Genomic DNA, 17,129 nt, shown 5'->3' with positions numbered 1-17,129 from the left:
TTTCAGCGCCCGGCGGTTCCCGCCGCTGCGCCAATGATCTGTTTTTGGAAAATCAGGTAGACAATCAGGGCGGGCAGCCCGGCGAACACGGCTTGCGCCATCAGATATCCCAGCCCTTCTGACTGGGCGAAGTTGCCTTGCACGGATGCGATGCCCACTGTCAGTGTGTACATTTCGGGACGCGTGGCGGAAATCAGCGGCCAGAAGTAGTCATTCCAGACCAGCAAGAAGGTGAAAATGCCCAGCGTTGCTTGCACCGGCATGCTTTGCGGCAGCAGCACAGACCAAAAAACCTTGAACCGCGACGCATTGTCGAGGATCGCCGCCTCATCCTGTTCGCGCGGAATGCCGCGGAAAAACTGCGTCATCAGAAAGACGCCAAAGGGCAGGGAAAGATGCGGCAAAACCAGGCCGGTGTAGGTGTTGTGCAAATTCCAGTCGGTGAACAGTTGATGGCGCGCGATGATTACGGCCTGCTCGGGAATCGCGAGACCGATCAGCACGATCACGAATAGGGTGCGCCGGAACGGGAAGTTCAGCCGGGCGAAGCCGTAGCCCGCCAGTGACGACACAAAAAGTACGCCAACGGTTGCACTGACCGATACGATCGCGCTGTTCAGAAGCCAGCGGAAAACCGATGAGGTTTCCATGATATTGATGTAGTTCTTGAACGTGAAAGGTGGCACCCAGACTGGATCGCCGGACAGCATCAATACCTCGTTCGGCTTGAACGACAGGATCAGCACCCAGAGGACGGGCAGTATCCAGACCACGGCGAACACGCCAACTGCGAGGCTGATCGCACGGGAGGCGGGACGATTGTGAACGCCGACCATCATCTTGTCTGCCCCCGAACCGAATATGCGTATTGCGCCAGGGCAGCGACGGCAATGATGAGAAACAGCACCTCGGACGCGGCGGCGGCATAGCCGACATCCCAGTTCTTGAAGCCCTGTTCATAGATGAACTGAACGAAGGAGCGTGAGCGGTTGTTGGGCCCTCCCCCGGTCATCAGAAGTGACTGGCCGAACAGCTGGAATTGCGCGACGACCTGGTAAATCGTTACCACGACAAATGTCCGTCTGATTGAAGGGAGGGTGATCTTGGTCAGGGTCGTCCATCGCCCCGCGTTATCAAGCGCGGCAGCCTCGTAGAGGTCATCCGGGATCTGCTGAAGCGCCGCGAGAAACAGGATCATCGGCAGACCCAGAACCCACCAGACCGTCGCCATAGCAACCGCAACCAATGCCAGATCGGGGTGCGAGAGCATGGCCACCGGCTCCACGCCGAGGGGCTCGGCAAGAGCGCCGACCAACCCCTGGCTCGGCATCAGGACCACCTTCCAGATGATGGTGACGATGGTGACCGACAGAACAGAGGTGCCGAAGAAGATGGCGCGCATGATGGCGGCACCACGGGTCCGGCGATTGAGCACCAGGGCCAGTGCAAGACCGAGCCCGACGAAGACCGGGACCGTCATGCCGACGAATATGAAAGTGTTGCGCACCGCACCCAAAAAGATGTCGTCGTCCAACAGCCGGTAATAGTTTTCCAGACCCGCGAACTCGGCCGACAGGTCGAACAGGTCATATCGCTGAAGACTGATCCAGATGCCGTAAAACAATGGGTAGAGCAGGAGGATGACGTATGCCAACAGGAACGGCGCTACGAATACCGCGTTGCGGATATCGGGAGACTCCAGCGTGCGGCTGGCGGCACGGCGCGGTGCCTTGGTGCTATCAGGGTGTATCGCCGTCACTTTACTTGCACCGGATTGTACGCCAGTCCCTCGGCGTCGAAAATGTGCAGACGGTCGGGTGCCACACCAAAACGCACTGTGTCGCCTGACGAGATATGTGTTTGCCCGTCGGCCTCAACGACCAGCGGTGAGCCGTCGGGCAGACGCAGGTGTAGGCTGGTGCGGTCCCCGAGATGCTCGACAATCTCAACCTTGCCGGACAGCGCCCCTTCCGGATCGGGCATACATGCTTCCGCTCGAAGACCAAGCTGATGCGGTCCCGCGTTGATGCTGTTGAGTGGCACCGTGGTCGGCAGCACCGACCCGTCCGGCAGACGAGCCATCGCTATGCCGCCGCTGCCTTCTGCCAACGAGACGGGCAGCATGTTGATCGGCCGCGACCCGACAAAGCTAGCGACGAAGGCGTTGGCCGGTGCGTTGTAGATCTCCATCGGCGCGCCGATCTGTTCGATCCGCATCTCGCGCATGACTACAATGCGGTCGGCCAATGTCATTGCCTCGACCTGATCATGGGTAACAAAGATGGTCGTGGCCTTGGTGCGTTTGTGCAATTGGGCGAGCTCGATCCGCGTCCGCAGTCGCAGCGCAGCGTCCAGATTGGACAGAGGTTCATCAAAGAGAAAGGCTTCGGGCTTTTTTACCAGCGCCCGGGCGATTGCCACACGCTGTCGCTGACCACCTGACAGCTGTGCGGGTTTGCGGGCCAGCAGCGGGGTGATTTCCAGCATTTCGGCGGCCTCGGCCACGCGTTCGTCGATCTCGGCACTCTCCATGCCGATGTTGCGCAAACCGAAAGCGATGTTGTCAGCGATGCTCATGTGGGGATAGAGCGCGTAATGCTGAAACACCATGGCGACGCCACGCGCACCGGGAGCGAGGGTATCGACGCGGCGGTCGCCGATACGTATCTCGCCCGCATCGACCCCTTCCAGACCCGCGACCATCCGCAGCAATGTGGATTTGCCGCATCCCGATGGCCCGAGGAATGCGATGAACTCCCCCGCCTCGATTTTCAGATTAAGATTCTGAAAGACCGTGACAGAGCCGAAGCTCTTTGAAAGATTGACAAAGGAGATATCGCTCACAAGCTTCTCTCATACTGACTATTGGTTTATTATGTGAACCAGTTTGAGAATGCCAGGTCAAGTGTTTTTTTCCTTGCGGTAGGTCTTGCAGGATTGAGGCGCATCCCATGGTGCTCTACAAATGCCGATTATGCGAAACAGGAAGACCCATGGAAAAACTCGAACCGCTCAAGCTCAATGACCAGATCGCACAGCATCTGATCGACATGATCGTGAACGGTGAGGTCGCACCGGAGCAGCGTTTGCCATCGGAGCGCAGCCTGGCTTCGAGCCTCGGTGTCAGTCGCGGGACGCTGCGCCAGACGTTGGTACGGCTGGAGCTGGATGGTATTCTGGACATCAAGCCTGGCAGCGGAGTTTTCGTGACGGCGGACGGATTGTCACGCGCTTACGCCCGCCCCATGCCACACAGCGCGGATGTTCCGCCCCTCGATATTATCAAGGCGCGGAGGATTGTAGAGGGCGAAGCCGCACTCCACGCCGCGCTGAACGCATCGGACGGGGATCTTGTGCGGATTTCAAACCTCCTCACCGACTTTTCTGCCGGGCCTCGCCGGTATGATCTGCGACACCCCTCTGATCGAGATTTTCACATTGCGATCGCAGAAGCTTCGGGCAACAGGGCTGTGGCGCGTCTGGTCGTGGAGCTTTGGGAGATGCAGCGCGGCAAGCTGTACCAACGGCTTGAGGACCATTTCTCAACCGCGCCGATGCGGGACCTGGCTGTCGAAGATCATCGCAAGATTATCGAGGCACTTTTGAAAAGGGACGCGCAAGGGGCCCGTCAGGCGATGCATGATCACCTCGACAGGATCCACCTGAACCTCGCCACAGGCGAACTTCACCCCGATACCGTCAAAGGCAATGGTCCGAAGTAGGAAGATGACATTAGAGTATTTGGTATCTAAACTGGTCCAAATATGAAAAGATGGTTAAAGACCAACCAAGACCGCATAGTGCTTGGAAAGTGTGTTGGATCGTCTGAAGGGATGTCGAAAGAGTGACGCGGAACGCCAGAATCCATGAGGAGGTTCAACAGGCTCTTGCCAGATTGGCCCGAGATGCCGAAGGGCGTCCGGCTTTACTGGGTCTCGAACCGCTTGAGTACCGCAGACAGTTGGAACCGCTTGCCCTTCTTTACGCGCAGGAACTCGTCGATGGTGTTACGCGCGAACCCATTCGCGAGGGGATACGCCACCGCCCCGAAACGCGGCAGCCCGGTCCGCGGATCGTTTATGTGCATGGCGGTGGCTGGGTCTTTCTGGGCCCGGAAACGCACGCTCGCTTTTGCGATCTGCTTGCGCTGAAGACCGGGCGCGAGGTGTTGTCCCTCAGATATCCGCTGGCTCCGGAGAATCCGTTTCCCGCGGCGCCTGATCATCTGCAGCGGACAATCGCGGCCCTGGCTACGGATGAATCCGTGATACTGGCGGGCGACTCGGCCGGGGCTAATCTGGCGCTGTCCTGCGCGCTGGCATTGCCAGAGCGGGCGGTCTGCGGTCTGGGACTGATCTATGGAGCCTTCGACGACGACTTCGAAACAGAAAGCCACCGGTCCTATGGCGGCGGCACGCATCCGCTGACCACGCAGGAGATGCAGTATTTCTGGAATTCCTATGCACCGGTAGAGCGGCCCTGGCGTGCACGGCCGCTGCATGGTCCTTTGTCACATGCTCCGCCCACGGTCCTTTTGATCGCCGAAACAGATTGCCTGCGCAGCGACAGCGAGGCACTGGAACACAAGTTGCTGTCGGCCAGGCGGCACGTTGAGAGCCGTATGATGGAGGGGCTGTATCACGGGGCCATACTGCATGATCTCCTGCTGCCTTCGCTCATGCCTCATGTCGATTGGTTCGCGGATCGGCTTGCGGCGTTCGAACATACTTGAGCTCCGGCCAGCGAACACGATGTCCTGTAGCAATGAGGCTTGTAGCTCAGTATTGGTGGCTTCAGGGGCCGTTTGGTCGGGGAGCCGTTGGGGTAATCGGCGTCAGCCGCATGGATAAGGCTCATCTGCCGAGGCTCTCAAGGATCGGTTTCGTTCCCGGCATCCGCTCCAGCGTTCTACCGATGCGCTCCCGCCAGCGCGGACCAACCTCCAGCGCAGTTGTGTAAGCCCGGGCTAGATCGTCAGGACGATCACATCGACGACAGCCCAAACAGTGGCCTCCGAGGCAATCAGCGGCACCCCCTCAACTTTAGATTTCGCAGTCGTGCTGCTCCAGCAGCTGTTGTCGTGGCATGCCCAAAGACCTCATCCCTCGAGGAAAGTGCGCAACTGAGGAATGATAACGTCAGGCGCGTCCTCCTGCATGTAGTGTTTTGCCATCGGCAAACGCGTCACCTCGGCATTGGGCAAACGCGCCTCCCACGCGTCGAGCGCGGCGACAGGGAAAAGCGGATCTTTCATACCCCAGAATATCCGAGCTCTTCCGGAGAAATTGTCCAGAAACGGCCCAGTTTCGTTGATGAGTATTTGTGCACTGGCGTCGGCGGTGCGCGTGGGGATCAAGCGCGGAAACGCCATGACACCAGCGCGATCCTGCCGCCCTTCGAACACAGCCTTGTAAGCATGATGCACCGATTTCAGACGGGCACTGTCGGCGGTCGCCAGCTTCATCACGATGCGTTCGAAAAAGCCAAGGCGACGGACAATAAAATCTCCGATCCCCGGCTTGCGCATCACGCGCAGGGGCACTGGCAGTTTCAGATTGTCCGGGTCCATCCCCGCAGCAGGCGGGTAAAAGCCGAAGGTGTTCATCACCACGATATCTTTGATACGGTCGGGGTGGCGCGCAGCCATACCAAGGCCGATGGGCCCGCCCCAGTCCTGCATGACCAGAGTGACGTTGCGAAGATCGAGATTGGTGACCAAAGCCTCCAGATTGCGGATGTGAGCGCCAATTGTATAGGACGCCTCGTTTTGCGGTTTGTCCGAAAGCCCGAAACCAATGTGATCGGGCGCGATGACGCGGTGCGCGTCCGATACCCCTGCAATGAAGTCCCGGTACAAAAACGACCACGTGGGGTTGCCGTGCAGCATCAGCACCGGATCGCCAGCGCCCTCATCCACGTAATGCATCACGCCCATCGGCGTTTGTGCAAAATGGTGATCAAACGGATAGGCATCGGCAATCCCGAGCTTGCGGACCATCTGTTGTGCGCGCTTTTGCGCGGCTTGAAAATCGTCAGTCATGTATTCATCTCCACCAGAATTTTTCCAAGTTGCGCGTTGGACGCCATGTGCCGGTAGGCGTCCGCCACTTGATCGAAAGGGAACACCTTGTCGATCACGGGCCGGTAGTCGCCACGCGCCAGCCCCCCGGACAAATGCGCTACTGCCGCTGCGCGCCGCGCGGGGTGATCGAGCAGCTGCCAAACCAGATGAAAGCCCGTCACCGTCAAGCCGCGCCGGATCATGGCCTCGAAAGGCAGCGCGGGGACCTCACCCGACAGCAGGCCATAGGCCACCAGCGTCGCATCCGTCCCTGCCGCTGCGGCAAGCGTCGTTGCCCCCGTGCCCATCACCGCGTCACAGGCGATATCGAACCCTCGACCATCAGTGATCTGCATGATCCGCGCCACCACGTCCTCGTTTTCGGTGACAATCACATGATCCGCGCCCGCCTCTTTGAGCGCCGCCACCTTGTTGTCAGTGCGCGTCATCGCGATCGATTTGCCACCATGGGCCTTAATGATCTGAAGTGCCGCCATGCCGACCGAGGAACTGGCCGCATTCACCACCACAGCTTGCCCGGTGCCTTTGGTCAGCCCGCCTTTCTGCACCAGCAGCCCGTAGGCCGTTCCGAACGCCATCCAGAAGCCGGCGGCATCGATATAGCTCACCGCCTCCGGGACTGGTTCCAGCGCCGAGGTGGTCATGTTCACGATCTCTCCCAGCGTGAGATATTTCAGCTGGTCAAACCCCGGTGTAATTGCCACGCGGTCGCCAACAGAGAATTCTTTGACCTCAGGGCCAACCGCGACGATCTCGCCCGCGCCTTCGACGCCCGCGCCGGACGGAAGAACAGGTTCGATCAGATATTGCCCAGCGATGAACAGCAACTCAGCACGGTTAAGGCCTGCGGCCTTGACCGCAATCTGTACTTCACCCTCTTGGGGAGGCGGCACGGTCTTGTCCACGAAATGCAGCACGTCTGGGCCGCCGAGGGTGTCAAATTGAACAGTCTTAGGCATGGGAATTCTCTCTCAAATGGGGAAGCTCCGCGCCCAGAAAATGGGGCGAGGTAAAGGTTCAGGGCGCGAAGGACGGCACGACCAGCGCCACCGAGGTATCCGTGTTGGTCAGTTCATGCCGCCGCTGGCGGAGGGGTTGGTAATCGGGGTCGGCCCACCAGTCGGCATGCGCTTTTGCGGACGCGAACTTGAGCATCACGGTGAAGGACTTGGCGTATTCGCCCTCCAACACTTGTGGTTCTGGCGTCGCGGCCAGTACCTCGACCCCGTGTTTGGCGTGGATCGCTTGCAACGGTCTTGCATAATCCTCGAAAAACGCAGGCATGTCGTCAATATCCAGCATCACGATCATGTAGACGGGAGAGGTATCGCTCATGGGTCAGTTCTCCGATTGAACGCGATCGCACAGCCAGTCCGACAGGTTGCGCCGGATGGATTCGGGTGGTTTTTCCGAATGAAATGGATGGCGGAGTCTGCCGGTTGCCTATCACCCGATTTTGGTGAAATTGTTGGGAACGCAAAGTCCGCTGGCGCAGCGACCGATCGAGCCCCTGTCAGATTTCCAACTTGTTCCATTGCCGCTCCTTTTCTTCAACGATTAGTGAATAATAGTGAAATTTTTCAGCTTAGATCGGCCACCGCATCCGCGGCGATGGCACGAAGCTCATCGACGGGGCGTCCGGCCCGACCAAGGATGCACAGCGCCACGTGCGCCGCAAACAGCCGAGCGTTGCGCTGGGCAATGTCTTCAGAATTTAAATTGACCTCGTTCCGCTTCGCCGCTTGGGTCAGCGCATTGCGATAAGCTGCCTTGATCCGGTCGAAATAGGCTTCCGCACGAGTGTGCACTTCCGGAACCGCCGAGACCTCTTCTTGCGAAACGCTGCAAACGAGACACCCCTTAGGGCCTTCCTTTGCTTGTGACAGCTCCACAAAGGTGTTTAGCAGGTTTGCGATCTCGCGCACGCCTGCCGTTTCAACCTCAAGAGGGGCCAGAAACATGCGCCCAGCCTGGTCAGCGAAATCATCCATCGCCTTTAAAAACATAGCGAGCTTATCGCCTGGCCCATTGTAGAGCTGCCGACGATTCAGCCCCGTCGCTGCCTCAAGGTCGTTGAGCGACGTTTCCGCGTAGCCCTGTCGCCAGAACACCGACAAAAGGTTGGTCCGCAGGGCTATTGGATCGTATGCAATTTGGCGTGCCATATGACCTTATTCACCGATCAGTGAAGAAAGTCAACTAATTCGTCTGCGTTAAAGAAGAACGGAGCCGCACGGAGGCCGTGTCAATTCCAGCGGACGCGTTTTCTTACCCAAGTTGTGCTAAAAGTGTTGGCTCGAGCTTCGACACCTGCGCGCGTGACAGCGCCGACGCCCAAACTTCGCTTCTTCGCGCTGCTCGCCTAACTTCGCGATTAGTTGGTCGACGCCAAGCGTGAGATCGCGCACCAGCGGTTGCAGCGCAAAGTGAAAACAAGAAGGCGGAGGTTCAGATTAAGGACGATGAAAAGCCATCCGAGTTCCGGGGGTGAGTTCGTGCATCAGTTGGTGTTCCAGTTCTGTTCAATGTACCGGTCGAGGGTCATCTGTTCGGGCAAACCCAGCTCCTCCACGATGGGCGGGTCTTCCCATCGCGGCTGGTGGGCGGCGACGAGTTTGACGAGGGCGAGGACATTGGCCGCCGAGGGCATGATCGGCCGCATCGCACCTTGCCCTGTCGCCGCGAACCATGCCTTCATCGGGACCGGTCGCACCTTGCGTCCGGTCTTGCGAGACAGCTTCTCTGCCACCTCGCGCCACGTGACCCACTCCGGCCCGCCCGCCTCGATAATACGATTTAGGCAATCATCGCGCCCGACGGCTCCTGCCAAGATTTCGGCCACATCGCGGGTCGCGATGAAGGGTGCGCCGTGGCGGCCCCCGCCGGGGGCGAGCAGCACACCGCGCCGGGTGACAAGATTGCCTGTCATTGCCTGCCACATCCGCATGAAGCCATAAGGGCGGCGCGTTGTTGCATGGGGATCGGGACCGATCAGCTGGCGACAGCCGCCCATGACCAGCCAGACATCCATGAACGCCGGATTGCGCACAATCGTCGCCGGAATGGAGGATGCCGCGAGCCGCGCTTCCAGCGCCCGCTTGCCCGCCATCTCCGGCACGGTGTGTTCTCTTTCCCATGTCGGAACGGAAGACTGGACAAACTGTCGAACACCTGCGCGTTCTGCCTCTTCGATCAGCGCGTCGTGGCCGTCACGGTTGATGGACTTGACCGACATGGTCTTGCCGGACGGGATGATACCATTCGCCGAAGACACGACGATATCGACACCATCGAGCGCCCGGCGCAGGCTTTCGCGGTCGGCGAGATCCCCCACGGCGTAGTCCAGATCGCCCAAGCCCTCCGCACCGTGGACCTTCGCGTGCGGCTTGCGCACGAGCGCCCGGACGGGCCGACCGCGCTTCAATAGTGCCTTGATGACTTGTGAGCCAACATGCCCGGTCGCACCGAGAACGAGGGTTCGGGTTTCCGATGTAGTCATGTTTGAAATCCTTCGTTTGGGGAAGCCGCGCGCCAGGCCGCGACCGCACCGAGCAGGTTGAAGATAAGGAAGACCGGAACAACGAGGGTCGGACCGAGCGCCATCGGCCAATCGAGCATGACGGCAGAGGTCGGGTACCGGTCGAACATCTGCATCGGTCCCGGCAGTCCCGTCTGAAGAGCCAGCATGCCAGGCACGAGGATCAGGGCGACCCCGACGAGATGCCATAGAACGAGCGCATCTTTGTGGATGCGTTTATTGCGCACCAACACGAAGACCGGAAGCGCCGAAAAACCAAAGGCCAGATCGGTCAGGCCAATCGCCATCAAGACTTCGAGCGGGAACGTGCCCTGAGCCGTCTTGATAAGCGTTCCGATTGCCAGAATGCGCAATGATTGGACGGCGACCAGCCAGTGAGATGGAGTATTTCCGGCGATGTGAAAAATCGTCTGACGCTGCTCATGCGACAACAGGAAGATGCCAACGAGAATGAACGGCACGACAGGCAACCACAGGCCGGGCATCAAGGACAGAACCAAGCCGGAATCGTAAATCCCGGAAAGGGCCATCCATGCGGTAACGCATGCCCAGACGGAGAGTGCGGCGGCTATCCCGCCCATCGTGCGCAGACCCGCTGCAGACGCGCGAAAGCCAAACAGCAGTCCAAAGGCGATCTGCGCCGCGAACAGAAACGGAAGTGTAGAGACTGTCATCTGGCACGGCGTGTTAAATGCAGAACGATCATTCTCTTAATGGGTAAATGAAAGCTCACGACTGTACCGCCCGCAGGCCCTCCGAAACAGTGGCGTCGATCATGTGCGCGGGCGCACCGGCATGCGCGAGAACGAACAGACCCTGAAGCAATCCCGTTAAGTAGTCCCCCAACGGCCCGGCCCGGTCTTGCGCGACACCCGCGCGACCAAGCGCCGTGCGAAACCGCGCGCTGGTGCGCGACAGGTGACGTTCGATCTGGTCATGAACATCCGGATCATGGGCCGTTTCGTCATTGGCTGTATTGGCCATCAGACATCCCGTGCGCCCTGCGGGCGACTTGGCAATTGCGCCGATCTGTTCGAACAAGGCCGTGATCGTGGCCAGGCTTGCGTCTTCGCTATCGAGTTCGGAAAGAATGGTGACGGCTTGTGTCCTGCGGTAGCGTTCGAGGGATTTGAGGAAAAGGGAACGCTTGTCTCCGAAAGTCGCATAAAGGCTCTTGCGGCTGACTCCGGTTGCTTTGGTAAGATCGTCGTAGGATGCCTCGGCAAAGCCCCGCTTCCAGAACAGGAGCATCGCTGCGTCGAGTGCCTCATCAGGATCATATGTGCGTGGGCGTGGCATACATTCAATTTATAGAACGCTCATTCCCCTATCAAGAGCTTTTGATTCAGTAGTGCAAAGTTTTGCGTAAACGCAGCGCGAAATCACAAAAAGTAGATGTTCGAAGTCTAGTGGAACAGGCCGCTAGAGACGGTGCGATCAAGTTCTTTCTGGACTGGCGTTAGACATCAAACCCGGAGTGCCTCACAACGCAGGCGGCACAGAAGCCAGGCGTTGCCTTCGAGAAAGGCTTGAGGCCGTGTAGCAGGGCCGGTGGCGATGGACCGACCCCGCAATCATTTACGCCTTGTTCGCGTGACTTTCGAGGCCTTGGAATGCAGCGTGATAGGACTGGACCATCATCGGTCTGATCTCCTCCAGCACCGCGGGGTCGGCGTCAAAATGCGCCGTCCAGATTGCGAGAACACCGTTGTCGGTCTGTTCGGTCGTCACAACGCCGCCCAGGTTTTCGACCGGGAAAGGCGGGTTTTTGATGGCATAGCCGAAACGGCCAGTATCCCGGTCGTTCTCCACGATGGTCTCCCGCAGCTCATAACCATCAAGCTGCGGGTCGGGATGCGCCATGACGCAGACACGCGCAGACCCTGCGGTGTCACCATGACAGGTGTCGGATTTCAGGAACGGTATCCAGTTGCTCCATGCCGGGTCGTGCACGGCGGCACGAACGGCGTCGAGTGGCGCGTCGATATGGGTCGCAAAGCTGACGGAAGCGGATGTCTTGGTCATTTTCGGTCCTTTCGATATTGTGGTATTTAGGCAAACAAACGTTCGACATGGCGGGCATTACCATCGAGCGCCTTGGCCATTTTGCCGCGCAGCATCGGCTTCATCATCGGCAGCATCAGCATGCCGATCGGGCCCATGGGCGGTTTGAAGTCCATCGTGAAGATCAGCTCGCTCTTGTTCGGCCCGATCTCGCGAACCTCGAACAGGCAGGTCGCGCCTTTCATCGGCATGGTTGTGTCGTCAATCACAAGGCCCAGCTTACGGCCCGGCTCGTATTGGTTGATGGTCTCGCGCAGGTATTGACTGCCGTCCGCCTTCAGATCGCACTGGCGTTTTGCGCCCAGACCTGTTTCGGCGCTGCCCGGCAGAATGCGCGAGGCGGCGAGGTTGTCGTTCCATTTCGCGATACCGCCGTAGTCGTCGAGGCTTTTCCAGACCTCGGAAGCGGGGGCGTCGATCTCGCGGCGTGTGGTGACTTTGGCCATTTTCAGTTCTCCAGATTTTTATTGAGGAAGGCAGTAAGTGCTGCGACATAGGCGTCGGGTGCCTGGGTCTGCAGGAAGTGTCCGGCATCGGGAATGCGAGTAATGTCGCCCTCGTCCGTGCCAAGCTTGGCGGCGAGATCAGGAATGACGATATCGGGCGCGAAAAAGCGGTCCTGTTCACCGAAGATGATGGCAGTCGGCCCGTCGTAGGCGGCCAGATCGGCGGCCAGCGCCTCCCCACCCTGCATGAAGGCAGGGACGGCCATGCCGAAGAAGGCACTGTAGGCGGCCCCTGCCCCGACCAGATCCGTACCGTAGGCGTCAACCTCTTGTGCAGGTGCTGTGCCGGGTCCGGAATAGCCCTGGTCCATCCACATCTGCGCCATCTCGCGCGCGACTGCCGGGTCGTCCAGATCGGCGAAGGCGTCCATGGGTGAGACCTGACCCGCCATCATCTGCATGACCAGTGGCGTGGGCGTGACCCCATCGAGACCTGCCAGGGTATTGGTGGCGGCAATGGATGTTAGCCGTTCAGGTGCCTGCCCCACCATCGACCAACCTGTCATGCCACCGACGTCATGAAGAACCAGCGCAAAGCGTTCAATTCCGAGTGAGTCTGCCAGCTCTAACATGCGAGCGGCGCGGGCCTCAGTCGCATAGACAGCCATATCGTCGGGGCGGTCAGATGCACCGTGTCCCAAAAGGTCGGGGACGATCACGCGGTAGCCTGCGGCGGCAATACGCGGGGCGACGTCACGATAAAGGTAGGACGATGTCGGGATGCCATGCAGCAGCATGACAGCAGGATCGTCAGGGTGGCCAAGGTCGAGATAAGCGATACCGTGACCGCCAATGTTGGCGCGGTCGAGCATCGCGCGATGTGTCTCGCGTGGCGTTTCAGCCAAGGATGCCTGCGTTGCCGCAAAGAGAAGCGCGGTGGAAAGGAGTAGATGTTTCATGGATTTCCTCTGGTCAGGTGGGTAAAGTCGGCGTATCACTACACATGAAGTGCTTTAACACTACACACGTAGCGAAAAAGAAGTCAACGTAGAATCCAAAGGAAATACGCCATGCCCTCCAAACCCCTTCAGCCGTTGATGCTTGTGCCCGGAACCAATGTGCTTTTCACGGCACGCAGAGGCGCTGCAAGGATGATGGCGGCGCGTGCTGCGAGTGGCGGGCTGGTGCTTTATTCCCCGATTCCCGCACCCGATCCGGACGCCATCGCCGTCGCCCGCGACCTTGGCGGGGTTTCGGCCATCATTGCGCCGTCACCATTCCACCATCTTGGCGTTGCCGATTGGCTTGCCGCGTTTCCGGACGCCGCAGTGTCCGCGCCGGAAGCTGCGCTCGACCGGCTGGAAAAGCGGCTGGGGTTCCGGCCCTCTGCCGAGATGCCGACGTTTGCGGGCGATGTGACGTTGATCATCCCGGATGGTCTGAAAGCCGCTGAAGTCTGGTTGCGTGCCAAATGCGCCGACGGCGTTGCATGGGCCGTATGCGACGCCTTTGCCGGCCCCACGGGTACGGACGACACCCCTGCCGCAGTCCCCAAATTGCGCGGCGCTTTTGCGACCATGTGCCTGGGCGACCCTTTGATGTACAAGGCATGGGCGCTGGCGCAGATCGAGAGAGACAAGCCGGTTCAGCTCTATCCTGCCCATGGAAACCGCGTGGCGGGATCAATGTTGGCGAAGGGATTAAAAGACATCGTGGAGGAACTGTAATGGCACGTCCAAAAAGCTATAACCGCGCCGAGGTCGTCGACCGCGTCCGAGACCTGTTCTGGAAACACGGCTACCAGGGCTTGGGCATTCGCGCTATCGAGGAGGAGACCGGCCTCGGCCGCTTTGCAATCCGTACGGAATTCGGAGGTAAGGAAGGGCTAATGCTGGAGGCGCTGGCCTCTTATACGGGCGATACTGACACCTATGTCCATCAGGTGCTTCGTGCACGCGACGATACCGAAGCCATCGTCGAAATCTTGGAGGGCATGGTCACGCCGCATCCGGAGACCATGCGGCATCTCGGATGCCTGATGGTCAACACTTCGGTCGAGAACGCAGCCCTTGATAGTGGCCCACTGCGAGAAGCAACAAACAAGCATTTCGATACGCTAAGAGATGAGGTTGCGGCCCTGCTGATCCGCGGGCGTGCACATGGCAAGGTGCGCACCGACGTCGATCCCGCCTCTGGCGCCGAGTTCGTCAAGGGCGCGGTGATCGCAGCAATGGTGTTGAACCGCGCAGCTGGCGATGCGTCAGGCGGAGCGGGTTTCATAAGCGAAGCGGTACGGACAGTCAGGAGCTGGGCAGAATCAGGCTAAGCTGACCTGCTGGGTGAAGCAGCAAATACATCCCATTAGTGGACACAAGGCGCTCATTCTTGCTGCTGTAGCCATTCCAATGGCAAATCTGCAAATCATCCCGCTGGCGTGTGACAAAAGTCGGACTGGTTTTTTTCGCAGACCTGAGGCTTCTCAGAATGAGACTCCACCCTTTGCGACGCGCTCTAATCCTGCCGCTACAGCTTTCATGACCTCGCGCACGCGGGGGACGTGGCGGAGTTCCTCATGGGTCACGACCCACGCGGGGTAGGACGGCCCGTCCGAAATCTCGACAAGCGTCGAAAGCTCTGTGTATGCCGCGACAAAGGCCTTTGGCAGACATGCGCAACCCATGCCGCCTGCACATAAGCGAGCCTGCGCCATCATGCTGTCGACGCGCGCGACGATCCGCCCCTGCGGGTCATGGCGCAGGATCACGTCATCGATTTCGTTGACCCCGCGCGGCAGGGACCACGATAGCCAAGGCTTGCCCGGCGCATCATGGGCGAGGTTTGGCGGCGCGTAGATGCCCAGGTCGATCGCGGGCAGCCGCCGCCCCACCAGACCGTCATGGGGGCTTTCGGCCTGCCGGATCGCCACGTCGGTTTCACGCCGGTCAAGGCTGAGGTAGGCGTTGGTCGGCTTGAGGTCGAGCACCAGCCCCGGGAACCGTCGCCCGAGATCGACAAGCGTGTCGGTTAGAAGATCCAGCATGAAGTCCGTCCCCGAGAGTTTGACCGTGCCCGTCACGGGTGGGGCTTTCAGCGGTGCGGCCAGCGCGTCGTCGATACCGGTTTCAACCGTGCGGGCGATGCGCACCAGATCGTCGGCAGCGGCAGTCAGAACAACGCCGCCCTTGATCCGTTCGATCAGTTTCAGATCGAGCCGGTCTTCGAGGCGCCTGATCCGGCGGGGGATCGTCGTCTGGTCGACCCGCAGTTTTTCTGCGGCGCGGGTCACGTAGCCCGCCTCTGCCAGGGCAAGGATGAGTTTCAGATCGTCCCAATCAAGTCGTTCACTTGGTCTCACAGTCACCCCCTGCATCTGTGCAGGCTGACCTGCATATTCCTGCATTGAGGCAATAACCGGCCCGGCGCAATCTGTCGACATCAACAATACCAAAGGAGAATGACATGCCAACCATTCGCGTTACCGTCCCGCAGGCAGCTTGGTCCAAGGACGAGAAGGCTCAGATCGTGACCAAGCTCACCGATAGCCTCAATCAGGTCGCAGCCGCGACCGGCAAGGGCGATATCAAGCAACATATCAACGTCCACATCGAGGAAACCGCCGAAGGCGGCTACGCGATGGGCGGTCAGGTGGTGGGCTGAACAATGGAGCTGACCATAATACGACAAATAAACGCGCCGCTGGACAAGGTCTGGAACATCGTAGGACCGAACTACACCTCCGCCGGAAACTGGGCCAGCTCGGTCTATGTGTCAGGCGCAAGGCCCGGCACGCCGAAGGTCGCCAATGCCCCGGCAGCGGGGCGCGTCTGCGAAACCTCGCTCGGACCGTTCACGGAAACAATCGAAGCCTATGACGACTCCCGCCATATCGTGTCCTACTCGGCGACCGGGGCGAAGATGCCTGGCTTCATGAAAGGGCTGCGCAATACGTGGCACCTGACCCCCAGCGGCAATGGCACCAAGGCCAGCATGACCCTGCGCGCCGATATCGCCTTTCCTATGAACATACTCATGGGCTGGATGATGAAGATGCAGTTCAAGAAGGCCCTGACCGAGACCATCGACGATCTGAAGGTCTATGCCGAAACAGGTCGACCGTCGCCCCGCAAGCTCAAGGTCGATGCGTCCAAGAAAGCCGCCGCCGCGCGGCAGGCCATGGCCTGACCGGCCGCAACCACCTCTCAAAAAATTGGAGAAGACCATGAAACATCTGCTTTCCTTTGCAATCGCCCTCACAATTTCGACCGCACTCTCAGCACAACAGATGCCCAATATTGAAGCCGAACGAACCGCCATGTACGGCGAATTCGCCGCCGTCACATCTGCTGATGCTTTGACCGATTACACCTATGAAAGTGGCTATCTGGGCGCCTATATCGACGCACCCCTGCAGTCCGTTCAGACGCTCTTGCTGCCCATGACGCCCGAAGAAGCCTTCCCGCTGGTTCACTCGGGCAACGCCGATTGGTCACTTCAGATCGAGACGCTGACCTGGGATCATTCGGCCTCTGAAACACCGGGCGAGTTGGGCATGGGGTCTGTGCGCCGCTGCGATTTCGTGGGCGGAGCAGGCACAGCCTATGAACGCATCTTCGCAGTCGAAGAGAACCGCATGATTGCCTACGATCTGGATATGGAACGCAGCACCGTGCCGCTTCCAATCAAGGATTTCTTCGTGATCTGGACGCTTGAGGACAAGGGGGTTGACGGCACATTGATCACCACGCGCATCTATTTTGACGAAGCGCAAGACATGGGCGGGAACGCGGCCGCCGCGGTCGGTGAGGCACTCGCCGTGGATTTTCGCAACTTCGCCAACATCCACGGTGGCACCTACGTGGAGATGTAAGCCCATCACACGAGGGCCGGATGGCCGGCCCTCGTTTCTTTCTATCACTGGATCGCAAGTCGTTCGTTTCCTCATCACATTCGCCTTTAGTCTCTTCGCCCTGCCGACTGACGCGATGTTCGCACTTGTGGA

21 protein-coding genes are annotated in these 17,129 nt (G+C 59.4%); 7 read left to right on the top strand and 14 right to left on the bottom strand.

What is annotated here, in order from left to right; translation table 11 throughout:
- Nucleotides 1–2: 2 nt before the first annotated feature.
- From JNX03_RS16160 to JNX03_RS16150, 3 genes are read right to left on the bottom strand one after another with little or no spacing between them, the layout of a single operon-like run.
- Nucleotides 3–839 (bottom strand): carbohydrate ABC transporter permease, encoded by an 837-nt coding sequence (locus JNX03_RS16160; RefSeq protein ID WP_203210023.1) that lies wholly within the window; start codon nucleotides 837–839, stop codon nucleotides 3–5.
- Nucleotides 836–1,759, bottom strand: coding sequence for a carbohydrate ABC transporter permease (locus JNX03_RS16155; protein ID WP_203210022.1), 924 nt, complete (start codon nucleotides 1,757–1,759; stop codon nucleotides 836–838). The genes JNX03_RS16160 and JNX03_RS16155 overlap by 4 nt, the downstream gene beginning before the upstream one ends.
- Entirely contained in the window at nucleotides 1,756–2,844 is a 1,089-nt protein-coding gene (locus JNX03_RS16150; protein WP_203210021.1) for an ABC transporter ATP-binding protein, read from the bottom strand. The genes JNX03_RS16155 and JNX03_RS16150 overlap by 4 nt, the downstream gene beginning before the upstream one ends.
- 149 nt (nucleotides 2,845–2,993) lie before the next feature.
- Between JNX03_RS16150 and JNX03_RS16145 the strand changes: the two genes are divergently transcribed.
- Nucleotides 2,994–3,722, top strand: a complete 729-nt coding sequence (locus JNX03_RS16145; RefSeq protein WP_203210020.1) for a FadR/GntR family transcriptional regulator — start codon at nucleotides 2,994–2,996, stop codon at nucleotides 3,720–3,722.
- Nucleotides 3,723–3,844: 122 nt separating this feature from the next.
- Nucleotides 3,845–4,732 (top strand): alpha/beta hydrolase, encoded by an 888-nt coding sequence (locus JNX03_RS16140; protein WP_203240753.1) that lies wholly within the window; start codon nucleotides 3,845–3,847, stop codon nucleotides 4,730–4,732.
- A 366-nt stretch (nucleotides 4,733–5,098) separates the two neighbouring features.
- Here JNX03_RS16140 and JNX03_RS16135 read toward each other — a convergent pair whose 3' ends face one another.
- The 10 genes from JNX03_RS16135 to JNX03_RS16090 form a co-directional block, all read right to left on the bottom strand.
- Nucleotides 5,099–6,040, bottom strand: a complete 942-nt coding sequence (locus tag JNX03_RS16135; RefSeq protein ID WP_203210018.1) for an alpha/beta fold hydrolase — start codon at nucleotides 6,038–6,040, stop codon at nucleotides 5,099–5,101.
- The gene (locus JNX03_RS16130) at nucleotides 6,037–7,041 is read right to left on the bottom strand and encodes a zinc-dependent alcohol dehydrogenase family protein (RefSeq protein WP_203210017.1); all 1,005 of its coding nucleotides are present in this window, start codon (nucleotides 7,039–7,041) and stop codon (nucleotides 6,037–6,039) included. The genes JNX03_RS16135 and JNX03_RS16130 overlap by 4 nt, the downstream gene beginning before the upstream one ends.
- A gap of 58 nt (nucleotides 7,042–7,099) precedes the next feature.
- Nucleotides 7,100–7,417: a DUF1330 domain-containing protein gene (locus tag JNX03_RS16125; protein WP_203210016.1), complete on the bottom strand. Its 318-nt coding sequence runs from the start codon at nucleotides 7,415–7,417 to the stop codon at nucleotides 7,100–7,102.
- Between the two features lie 245 nt (nucleotides 7,418–7,662).
- Nucleotides 7,663–8,247 carry a TetR/AcrR family transcriptional regulator gene (locus tag JNX03_RS16120; protein ID WP_203210015.1) on the bottom strand — a complete coding sequence of 195 codons (585 nt, stop codon included), beginning with the start codon at nucleotides 8,245–8,247 and terminating at the stop codon, nucleotides 7,663–7,665.
- A gap of 335 nt (nucleotides 8,248–8,582) precedes the next feature.
- Nucleotides 8,583–9,581, bottom strand: a complete 999-nt coding sequence (locus tag JNX03_RS16115; RefSeq protein ID WP_203210014.1) for an SDR family oxidoreductase — start codon at nucleotides 9,579–9,581, stop codon at nucleotides 8,583–8,585.
- A complete protein-coding gene (locus JNX03_RS16110) occupies nucleotides 9,578–10,294 on the bottom strand; it encodes a hypothetical protein (RefSeq protein ID WP_203210013.1) in 717 nt (238 codons plus the stop codon). Before JNX03_RS16110 ends, JNX03_RS16115 begins: the two co-directional genes overlap by 4 nt.
- A gap of 55 nt (nucleotides 10,295–10,349) precedes the next feature.
- Nucleotides 10,350–10,919: a TetR/AcrR family transcriptional regulator gene (locus JNX03_RS16105; protein WP_203210012.1), complete on the bottom strand. Its 570-nt coding sequence runs from the start codon at nucleotides 10,917–10,919 to the stop codon at nucleotides 10,350–10,352.
- Between the two features lie 279 nt (nucleotides 10,920–11,198).
- A complete protein-coding gene (locus JNX03_RS16100) occupies nucleotides 11,199–11,645 on the bottom strand; it encodes an SRPBCC family protein (protein ID WP_203210011.1) in 447 nt (148 codons plus the stop codon).
- A gap of 26 nt (nucleotides 11,646–11,671) precedes the next feature.
- Entirely contained in the window at nucleotides 11,672–12,130 is a 459-nt protein-coding gene (locus JNX03_RS16095; protein ID WP_203210010.1) for an SRPBCC family protein, read from the bottom strand.
- Between the two features lie 2 nt (nucleotides 12,131–12,132).
- Nucleotides 12,133–13,089 (bottom strand): alpha/beta fold hydrolase, encoded by a 957-nt coding sequence (locus JNX03_RS16090; RefSeq protein ID WP_203210009.1) that lies wholly within the window; start codon nucleotides 13,087–13,089, stop codon nucleotides 12,133–12,135.
- A gap of 111 nt (nucleotides 13,090–13,200) precedes the next feature.
- Between JNX03_RS16090 and JNX03_RS16085 the strand changes: the two genes are divergently transcribed.
- Together JNX03_RS16085 and JNX03_RS16080 are read left to right on the top strand one after the other, a co-directional pair.
- On the top strand, nucleotides 13,201–13,857 hold the full coding sequence (locus JNX03_RS16085) for a hypothetical protein (RefSeq protein ID WP_203210008.1): 657 nt from the start codon (nucleotides 13,201–13,203) through the stop codon (nucleotides 13,855–13,857).
- Nucleotides 13,857–14,456, top strand: a complete 600-nt coding sequence (locus tag JNX03_RS16080; RefSeq protein ID WP_203210007.1) for a TetR/AcrR family transcriptional regulator — start codon at nucleotides 13,857–13,859, stop codon at nucleotides 14,454–14,456. The genes JNX03_RS16085 and JNX03_RS16080 overlap by 1 nt, the downstream gene beginning before the upstream one ends.
- Nucleotides 14,457–14,609: 153 nt before the next feature.
- Here the strand turns inward: JNX03_RS16080 and JNX03_RS16075 are convergent, their stop codons facing one another.
- Nucleotides 14,610–15,566, bottom strand: coding sequence for a LysR family transcriptional regulator (locus JNX03_RS16075; RefSeq protein ID WP_203210006.1), 957 nt, complete (start codon nucleotides 15,564–15,566; stop codon nucleotides 14,610–14,612).
- 23 nt (nucleotides 15,567–15,589) lie between these two features.
- Between JNX03_RS16075 and JNX03_RS16070 the strand changes: the two genes are divergently transcribed.
- Genes JNX03_RS16070 through JNX03_RS16060 form a run of 3 tightly spaced genes read left to right on the top strand, consistent with a single transcriptional unit; the run spans nucleotide 15,590 to nucleotide 16,997 of the window.
- Nucleotides 15,590–15,787 (top strand): tautomerase family protein, encoded by a 198-nt coding sequence (locus JNX03_RS16070; RefSeq protein WP_203210005.1) that lies wholly within the window; start codon nucleotides 15,590–15,592, stop codon nucleotides 15,785–15,787.
- Nucleotides 15,788–15,790: 3 nt separating this feature from the next.
- The gene (locus JNX03_RS16065) at nucleotides 15,791–16,312 is read left to right on the top strand and encodes an SRPBCC family protein (protein WP_203210004.1); all 522 of its coding nucleotides are present in this window, start codon (nucleotides 15,791–15,793) and stop codon (nucleotides 16,310–16,312) included.
- Between the two features lie 37 nt (nucleotides 16,313–16,349).
- Nucleotides 16,350–16,997 (top strand): hypothetical protein, encoded by a 648-nt coding sequence (locus tag JNX03_RS16060; protein ID WP_203210003.1) that lies wholly within the window; start codon nucleotides 16,350–16,352, stop codon nucleotides 16,995–16,997.
- The last annotated feature ends 132 nt before the right edge of the window (nucleotides 16,998–17,129 follow it).

The organism is Sulfitobacter mediterraneus, from assembly GCF_016801775.1.
Classification (GTDB): Bacteria; Pseudomonadota; Alphaproteobacteria; order Rhodobacterales; family Rhodobacteraceae; genus Sulfitobacter; species Sulfitobacter mediterraneus_A.
This window is presented reverse-complemented; position numbering and strand designations above follow the sequence as displayed.

Bases quoted from the DNA above. Each gene is read 5' to 3' on its own strand.
- JNX03_RS16160 (WP_203210023.1), bottom strand. From the start codon at position 839: ATGATGGTCGGCGTTCACAATCGTCCCGCCTCCCGTGCGATCAGCCTC.
- JNX03_RS16145 (WP_203210020.1), top strand. From the start codon at position 2,994: ATGGAAAAACTCGAACCGCTCAAGCTCAATGACCAGATCGCACAGCAT.
- JNX03_RS16135 (WP_203210018.1), bottom strand. From the start codon at position 6,040: ATGACTGACGATTTTCAAGCCGCGCAAAAGCGCGCACAACAGATGGTC.
- JNX03_RS16130 (WP_203210017.1), bottom strand. From the start codon at position 7,041: ATGCCTAAGACTGTTCAATTTGACACCCTCGGCGGCCCAGACGTGCTG.
- JNX03_RS16125 (WP_203210016.1), bottom strand. From the start codon at position 7,417: ATGAGCGATACCTCTCCCGTCTACATGATCGTGATGCTGGATATTGAC.
- JNX03_RS16120 (WP_203210015.1), bottom strand. From the start codon at position 8,247: ATGGCACGCCAAATTGCATACGATCCAATAGCCCTGCGGACCAACCTT.
- JNX03_RS16115 (WP_203210014.1), bottom strand. From the start codon at position 9,581: ATGACTACATCGGAAACCCGAACCCTCGTTCTCGGTGCGACCGGGCAT.
- JNX03_RS16110 (WP_203210013.1), bottom strand. From the start codon at position 10,294: ATGACAGTCTCTACACTTCCGTTTCTGTTCGCGGCGCAGATCGCCTTT.
- JNX03_RS16105 (WP_203210012.1), bottom strand. From the start codon at position 10,919: ATGCCACGCCCACGCACATATGATCCTGATGAGGCACTCGACGCAGCG.
- JNX03_RS16100 (WP_203210011.1), bottom strand. From the start codon at position 11,645: ATGACCAAGACATCCGCTTCCGTCAGCTTTGCGACCCATATCGACGCG.
- JNX03_RS16095 (WP_203210010.1), bottom strand. From the start codon at position 12,130: ATGGCCAAAGTCACCACACGCCGCGAGATCGACGCCCCCGCTTCCGAG.
- JNX03_RS16090 (WP_203210009.1), bottom strand. From the start codon at position 13,089: ATGAAACATCTACTCCTTTCCACCGCGCTTCTCTTTGCGGCAACGCAG.
- JNX03_RS16085 (WP_203210008.1), top strand. From the start codon at position 13,201: ATGCCCTCCAAACCCCTTCAGCCGTTGATGCTTGTGCCCGGAACCAAT.
- JNX03_RS16080 (WP_203210007.1), top strand. From the start codon at position 13,857: ATGGCACGTCCAAAAAGCTATAACCGCGCCGAGGTCGTCGACCGCGTC.
- JNX03_RS16075 (WP_203210006.1), bottom strand. From the start codon at position 15,566: ATGTCGACAGATTGCGCCGGGCCGGTTATTGCCTCAATGCAGGAATAT.
- JNX03_RS16070 (WP_203210005.1), top strand. From the start codon at position 15,590: ATGCCAACCATTCGCGTTACCGTCCCGCAGGCAGCTTGGTCCAAGGAC.
- JNX03_RS16065 (WP_203210004.1), top strand. From the start codon at position 15,791: ATGGAGCTGACCATAATACGACAAATAAACGCGCCGCTGGACAAGGTC.
- JNX03_RS16060 (WP_203210003.1), top strand. From the start codon at position 16,350: ATGAAACATCTGCTTTCCTTTGCAATCGCCCTCACAATTTCGACCGCA.